Annotated in this window: 7 protein-coding genes; 3 read left to right on the plus strand and 4 right to left on the minus strand. The window is 67.2% G+C overall.

Annotated features, from left to right (window positions below; all coding sequences use genetic code 11):
• Nucleotides 1-1,119 precede the first annotated feature (1,119 nt).
• Nucleotides 1,120-1,668, plus strand: coding sequence for a DUF5994 family protein (locus ACIRJP_RS41820; RefSeq protein ID WP_404186364.1), 549 nt, complete (start codon nt 1,120-1,122; stop codon nt 1,666-1,668).
• A gap of 210 nt (nt 1,669-1,878) precedes the next feature.
• Here ACIRJP_RS41820 and ACIRJP_RS41825 read toward each other — a convergent pair whose 3' ends face one another.
• The 4 genes from ACIRJP_RS41825 to ACIRJP_RS41840 all read right to left on the minus strand — a co-directional run bounded on the left by ACIRJP_RS41825 (nt 1,879) and on the right by ACIRJP_RS41840 (nt 5,092).
• Nucleotides 1,879-2,094 carry a hypothetical protein gene (locus ACIRJP_RS41825; protein ID WP_404186366.1) on the minus strand — a complete coding sequence of 72 codons (216 nt, stop codon included), beginning with the start codon at nt 2,092-2,094 and terminating at the stop codon, nt 1,879-1,881.
• Between the two features lie 3 nt (nt 2,095-2,097).
• A complete protein-coding gene (locus tag ACIRJP_RS41830; protein ID WP_404186368.1) occupies nt 2,098-3,339 on the minus strand; it encodes a PP2C family protein-serine/threonine phosphatase in 1,242 nt (413 codons plus the stop codon).
• A 258-nt stretch (nt 3,340-3,597) separates the two neighbouring features.
• The gene (locus ACIRJP_RS41835) at nt 3,598-4,185 is read right to left on the minus strand and encodes a hypothetical protein (RefSeq protein ID WP_404186370.1); all 588 of its coding nucleotides are present in this window, start codon (nt 4,183-4,185) and stop codon (nt 3,598-3,600) included.
• A 136-nt stretch (nt 4,186-4,321) separates the two neighbouring features.
• A complete protein-coding gene (locus ACIRJP_RS41840) occupies nt 4,322-5,092 on the minus strand; it encodes a helix-turn-helix domain-containing protein (protein WP_404186372.1) in 771 nt (256 codons plus the stop codon).
• 331 nt (nt 5,093-5,423) lie between these two features.
• Here ACIRJP_RS41840 and ACIRJP_RS41845 point away from each other — a divergent pair, with 331 nt between their 5' ends.
• Complete coding sequence (locus ACIRJP_RS41845; RefSeq protein ID WP_404186374.1) at nt 5,424-5,576, plus strand: hypothetical protein; 153 nt, start codon at nt 5,424-5,426, stop codon at nt 5,574-5,576.
• Complete coding sequence (locus ACIRJP_RS41850) at nt 5,573-6,007, plus strand: ATP-binding protein (RefSeq protein ID WP_404186376.1); 435 nt, start codon at nt 5,573-5,575, stop codon at nt 6,005-6,007. The genes ACIRJP_RS41845 and ACIRJP_RS41850 overlap by 4 nt, the downstream gene beginning before the upstream one ends.
• Nucleotides 6,008-6,237 lie beyond the last annotated feature (230 nt).

Here is a 6,237-nt window from a genome sequence, read left to right on the forward strand (position 1 = left end):
TTTCAGATCACCGCGCCACCCAGCCCCGTCCCACTGGGCTGACACCCTCACAACGAGTCATCAACTGACCTTGACAACCACATTGGGAATCAGTAACAAGCCCGGCCTCATCGAGCACAGCCTGCGTAACGCGGGGCCGACACGGAGGCCAGGGGCCGAGTAGGAGCGTGTTTTCGGCAGGATGAATGGGAGCCACTCCGGCAATGAGGTCGAGAGCCACGTTGCCCCATCCGTGGTGGGGATGGACACGACGCAAGTCCGTGATCGGCAATGGGATTGAGAGCCACCTCGATCGGGTGATTTCTGGCTGTGGCGGTGATGGCTCGACGCGCGAATGCCGGATGTGCGGCAGCCCCCTTGCTCTGCTGCACCGCTATGCCTCCAACGCCGCCCTGTGACAGAACTACGCACCGCTGGAGCCGCGGTCCGCGCCATACGCTGCCATCAACTACGCGTGGGTTCCTTGGTGGCTGGTGTCAGAGAGGTAACCTCGCCCATCTCTCCCCCGCGGTAGCGGTTGAGGCCACGGCGGTGGCTGAGGCAAAGGTGGCGGCCAGGGCGGCGGCCACACGGCGATCACTATTGGCATCCGTTCGGCGAGATCCATCGTGCACCTGCCAAGAGCTTCACGGGCTGTGGAGTGGAGGGGATGAAGGTCCATCTCGGTGAAAGTAGCCGGGTCGTGCAGATGGCTGGCGACTGGCGGTCCGAGGCCAGGCGGGGTGGGTCGAACTCGGCGGTGCTCCGCACCGACGTGCTGACCGGTGCGGGCTAAACAGGGACTGCGGCGCCGGCCTCGGCCTCCTAGATCCGCTCGCCCTCCGCGTCGACGAAATGATCAGGTATGACCACGGGCGCTCTGCATTCGGATGCCGAAAACCATCGCGACCGTCACCATCGTGACGACAGGTCAGCACCGCCAGCCGAGTGCACCGCTCAAGTTCGAAGACCCGTCAAAACGCCCTGATATCCGTCACCCCGAAACCGCCCGGCGGGCTGTATCCGGGAGTACCCTGGAATTACCGAGAACATTTCGCATAAGAGTTTCTAAGCTCCTGTCGTTCTCGGCGATTCACAACACCGGGCCGGTGTACACCGGCCCGGGGACAGGTCCGCGTCATGACCGCGACCATTCTGTATACGTCGGCGGTCGAGGAGCGGACCTTTTCGCTGCCGCTGCGTCTCGCGCTCGCCTCAACGGACACCCCTGGTGCTCTTCTGGACGGTGCCTGGTGGCCTCGCTCCCGCGACCTGGCGGCGGAACTTCCTGCGTTGACAGTGGTGCTGGATCCCCTTTGGGGGCGCATCACCCATGTCACGGTGAACCCGACCCTGTGGCCGGTCATCCCACGGAAGGTGCCCGTTGATGGGCACGTGGTGAGCGTCGGCTGGTTCAAGGCCGAGCAAGACCCCCACAAGCTGTTGCTGCTCTCCTACACCGTCGGCCGCTGGGACCTGCTGGTGATTCCGCCGCAGACGGATCCGGCCATCGCCGCCTGGCTGATGACCGTGGCTACCGGTCCGCTGCGCAGCCACACAGCGAGTGATCTGCTGGAGAGGGCCGAATTCCAACGGATCGTGACAGAAGCCGACCAGGCCCGAGAAGCGGTCTGGGACTCCGAGGGCGGCCATGGCGCCCGTGTGACCGCGCCAGCACGCTCAGCGTGATCGTCGAAACGGCCCCGGTGAAACCGCCGGGGCCGTCCTTTCAGGCGCAACACGTGAGAGTGCGCAACCCACAATCCACGGTACACCTGCAGGCAGTTTCCGACGTGATTCCGTAGGCTGAGCGAAGCATGAGCACATTCTGCTCGGACCTCAAGCACCGACGACCGGGCTCAGCAAAGCCGGCAGCGCCCGGCGCCGGCAGAGTGCTTGCTATTCCGCATTACCGCGACACTGCCCCTGGACACGGAACCAGAGTCCGGGAGCGTAGATCGAATCGACGACAGAGGCTTCGCCTTTGGTCACCCTGAGGATCCGCAAAAGCAGGTCGTACTCGTACGTGGCGGGCGACTCACCTTCGGTGATGTCGTCGTAGGAGATATCTGCAGTTGCCAGCTCCGCGTATTCCTTGGGGGGCCGGTTCTCCACGGCTCATTCCAGGGTGGCAAGGTGGTCGGCGGCGCCCCCGCGCCACTCGATCAGGAAGAGGGTCGCGTCGTCGCTGGTGATCCCGCCCCGCTCCCGGATCAGGGTATGGGAGAGGGAGCGCACCACCGCCCGAACCCCTTCCTCGGCGTGCTCGATGCGGTTGACCCAGGCGATGAGTCGCTCCTCGCCGAACTGCCCGCCGCAGACATCGTGCTCCTCGATCAGGCCGTCGGTGAAGCACAGCACCCGGTCGCCGACCTGGAGCGTCTGCTCGCTGAGCTGGGGCTCGTCGCCGCCGAAGCCGACCGGCAAGGTGGTGGGGCTGTGCAGTTGCCGGACGACCTGGTGGTTGCGAATCAGCAGCGGCGCGGGGTGGCCGGCGTTGACCCATTGCAGGTGGCCTGTCGCAACGTTCAGGCGCATCATCTGTGCGGTGACGAAGTGCTCGGGCCCGAACTGCCCGGCGATGGCCCGGTCCATGAACGCGTAGATCCCGGACAGCCCGACGTCGATGCGTCGGGCGTGCCGGTAGGCGCCGATGGCGACGGTCGCCATGGTGGCGGCGTCCAGGCCGTGGCCCATCGCGTCGACCGTGGCGACGTGCAGGATGTCGTCGTTGAGGGCGTAGTCGAAGCTGTCGCCGGCGACCTTGTAGGCGGGTTCGAGGATGCCGGCCACCGCGACCTGCGGGGTGGACATCGACAGCGGGGGCAGAAGGGACCACTGGATCTCCGCGGCCACGCTCATCGGCTCGCGCCGTCGGGTCTGGGTGAACTGGTCGGTGTAGCTGTTCTTGGTGACCAGCATGTGGGCGGCCAGGCCGGCCAGTCGGTGCAGCAGCCGCCGGTCGTCGTCGACGACGGTGTCCAGGGTGAGCGCCAGCACCCCCACCTGGTCGCTGCCATCCAGCAACGGCAGGTACATCCGCACCCCGTCTGCCTGCGGCACCTCGACGGGGGTCCCACTCCGGAAGGCCGTGCCGGCGGGGGAGCCATCAATCGGCGCGTGCTCGCCGACGGTCAGCCGCCTACCCGGCAGCGGCACCAGCATCAGCTGTTCGTAGTCCTGCAGAAGGACCGAGACGTCACGGCCCCCGACCCGGCCCACCACTTCCACGATCAGCGGGGCGATCAGATGCGGTGGCATCTCGTGGGCCCGGTCCAGCAGCACCCCCAGCAGCCGCTCACCGAACCCTTCCGACCGGTCCACCGCGCCCTTTTCGGGCTGCGACTCTCCTGCCGTCACAGCCGCACCCGCCCTTGACGGATCCGCTCGAAGACCCACTCACGCGATCGGTACACACGGGCTCCTCATACGACCGTTAATCCCTACAGCCTGACGCGGCCAACCGGCCCAACGAGCCGATTACGCCAACGGCGGCACGTCACACCAGGTCAGGAGACGTGGCTCTCAATTCCGGTGTCCAAACAGCGGCTCCCGATCTCGCTGCCCGAGTGGCTCCGAAACACCCTGTCGAAAACAAGGAGCGGGCCGCGAGCCCGCCTACGGGCCGACGAGTGCTGTGATGAGCTTGCGGGCCACTGCCTTGGTCAGCCGTCCCAGCGCAGCTTGTGTCTTCTCCCCCGCTCCTCGTGGAGCGACCCCCGTGCCCTTCACCGCCTTGTTGTACGCGGCGTCGAACCGTTCTCTCCCAGCCTTGGCGACGAGGGTGTTCAGGTATTTCAGCTGGGCCGGGGTGACCGGGTCCTTCTTCGACTGCGCGGCGCGTTCGCGTCGGTCGGCGTACGCGGCGTCGTTCTCCGCCTTGCGCGTGTTCTCGGCCGCCTCGCTGTGGTCGATCACGTGCAGGGTCTCCACCCAGCCCTGGCCGGGCTTGCCTGTCACGGCCTCCCACAGCGCGTTCGCGGTCAGCGCCGTCTCGTCCACGCCTTCGGTCAGTCCAGGCCCGACCAGGGCCACCCAACCGCTGCCGGCCCCGACCACGGTGAACCCAGCCGGTTCGGCGTGCTCGGTCACCCAGTTCAGCCCGCACCCACAATGGGTGTCGTGGTAGCGGCGCCACTTCGTGCCCAGTGCCTCGTAGACGAGCTTGTCGCCGTAGCGCTTGGTATCCCTCGTGAATCCCGACACCGGCGCAGTGTCCCACCTGGCCGGTGTCGACCGCAGCCGTCTGTCACTCGTACGAGGTCTGCCCTGCGGTTCGGCGGGCCGGGACGAACCCGAGCCCGCTCCGGTACCGTTCTGGACGCACCACCCGCAAGTTCGGCTACGAGCCCCCTTCGGAAAACTCGAACCCACGGCCTTTTGTCATCCCGCGCAGGTTCAAGATGCCCACCGCCAAGTCACGGTCGGCGGTGCTGAGCGGGGCCGACTGCACGGCCACGATGGCCCGGTCGACGACGACCAGGCCGCGCTCGACGTCCCCCAAGTTGAGGTAGGTCCCGGCGCGGTCGCGGGAACTGAACGCCTCGGCGACGGGGTTGGGCTGCTGCTCGACGGCCCACCGCTGCCGTGTCACCGCGAGCTCCGCCATGTCCATCCACCGGTGCCGCGCGGCGAGCCAGTAGACCGTGCTGTAGACATCTGCGAGCACGGACCACGCCGTGGGCGAGTTCGCGGTGTGCGCGTACGTCGTGGCACCGCGCAGCAGGCCGGGCAGCAGCGTGATCAGCGCGGCGACGTCGACGTCGTCGCGGTACCGGTCCGCCGTCCGAAGACCCGCCGTGACGCGTCCCTCGGGCACGGGCTGAAGGTCGGGCATGTCGTAGTCGCGCATCGCGGACCGGAGCTCGGCGAGCAGCTGCTCGTCGTCGGCCGCGACCGAGGCGCGGCCGAGCACCTCGGCCATGCTCAACCCGAACGCACGGCGCAGTGCCGCAGCCACTTCGGGAGTCAGGGCGCGGTCGCCCACCTCGACCTTGCTGAGCAGCGACGTGGACACGTTCGCACGGTCCGAGAGCTGAGTCTGAGTCCAGCCACGGGCCTTGCGCAGCATCGCCACGTGCTCGCCCGGCGCCGGATCGATGATGGTGCCCATAGTGATCAGTCTCTCTGGGAGGCACGGCCTTGAAGCCATGGTCACAGCCCGGACGGACGCCCGCACACGTCTTGTGCAAACTCTGTGCAAGTCCGGGTGACACCAGGGGCGTTAACTCAAGTGCAAGACCCCCGCAGCCGCCATAACGGCCCGGGGGCGTGGCCATCAACCGGACGGAGTTGACGACATGGCCCGCGCTCACGCCCACCCCAGAACGCAGACACTGAGAAGGCCTCTTCCTGCCGCCGGCCACCCCCGCGACCCGTTACCGCGCCCCGCCTCGCCACAGCCGCCCACGAATGCTGCCCCGCCCGCCGCGCCTGTTCCGTCCGTGCTGTCCGTGCTGCGCGGTGAGGACATCGTCATGGTCCGCCCGTACCTCGTGGCCCACGAACGGCGCGTGAAGTCACTGCAGCCCGTACGGCGCACGCTCCACATCGCCCCGCACGGAATCCGGATCGACGGGCGGCGATGGGCAGAATGACCGTCGTGCGTCCCCGCTGCACGGGGCACCCCGGCTACAACCTCACGCTTCCCCGCGAACCGCGGACAGCGGCCGAGGCCCGGCACCTGACACACGTTTCCCTGTCCGCCTGGACACTGGACGACCTGGCGGACCCGGCCGAACTCGTGATCTCCGAATTCGTCACCAACGCCGTCCAGCACCCACGTGGCCCGATGGTGCGCGTCATCGTCGAACGCCCCGCAGACAACCAGGTGTACCTCGGCGTCGTCGACCGCGCTCCGAACGATGTGCCGCAGCAGCAGGAACCGGACGACGGGGTCGCCGGGGACCGGGGACTGATGATGGTGGATGCTCTCACAGACCAATGGGGCTACGACCGGTTAGGACCCGCGACCCGCTTCTGGGGCAAACGCGTATGGGCAGTACTGGTAGCGAAAGCGGACACATGACCAGACAACAACCAAGCGTCGGCAACGAAGTGACCGGGCCTCTCGTCGTACGGGTCACACGCTCCCTGGGAGATCACTGAAAGTCATCTCCCAGGCCCCCGGATGCCCTTCCCGTTCCAGTTCTCAGCGGTCTTGGACGTGACGCCGCTGTGTCAGTGGGGTGCGGCATGATGCCCGAATGGATCAGGTGGATCAGGGACTGGCAGCACTGATAGCCGGCGTGGCCGCCT

Origin of the sequence: Streptomyces sp. NPDC102437, assembly GCF_044765565.1 — a bacterium.
Lineage (GTDB): Bacteria > Actinomycetota > Actinomycetes > Streptomycetales > Streptomycetaceae > Streptomyces.

Coding starts and splice junctions, on each gene's coding strand:
- ACIRJP_RS41820 (WP_404186364.1), top strand. CDS start 1,120: ATGACCGCGACCATTCTGTATACGTCGGCGGTCGAGGAGCGGACCTTT.
- ACIRJP_RS41840 (WP_404186372.1), bottom strand. CDS start 5,092: ATGGGCACCATCATCGATCCGGCGCCGGGCGAGCACGTGGCGATGCTG.
- ACIRJP_RS41850 (WP_404186376.1), top strand. CDS start 5,573: ATGACCGTCGTGCGTCCCCGCTGCACGGGGCACCCCGGCTACAACCTC.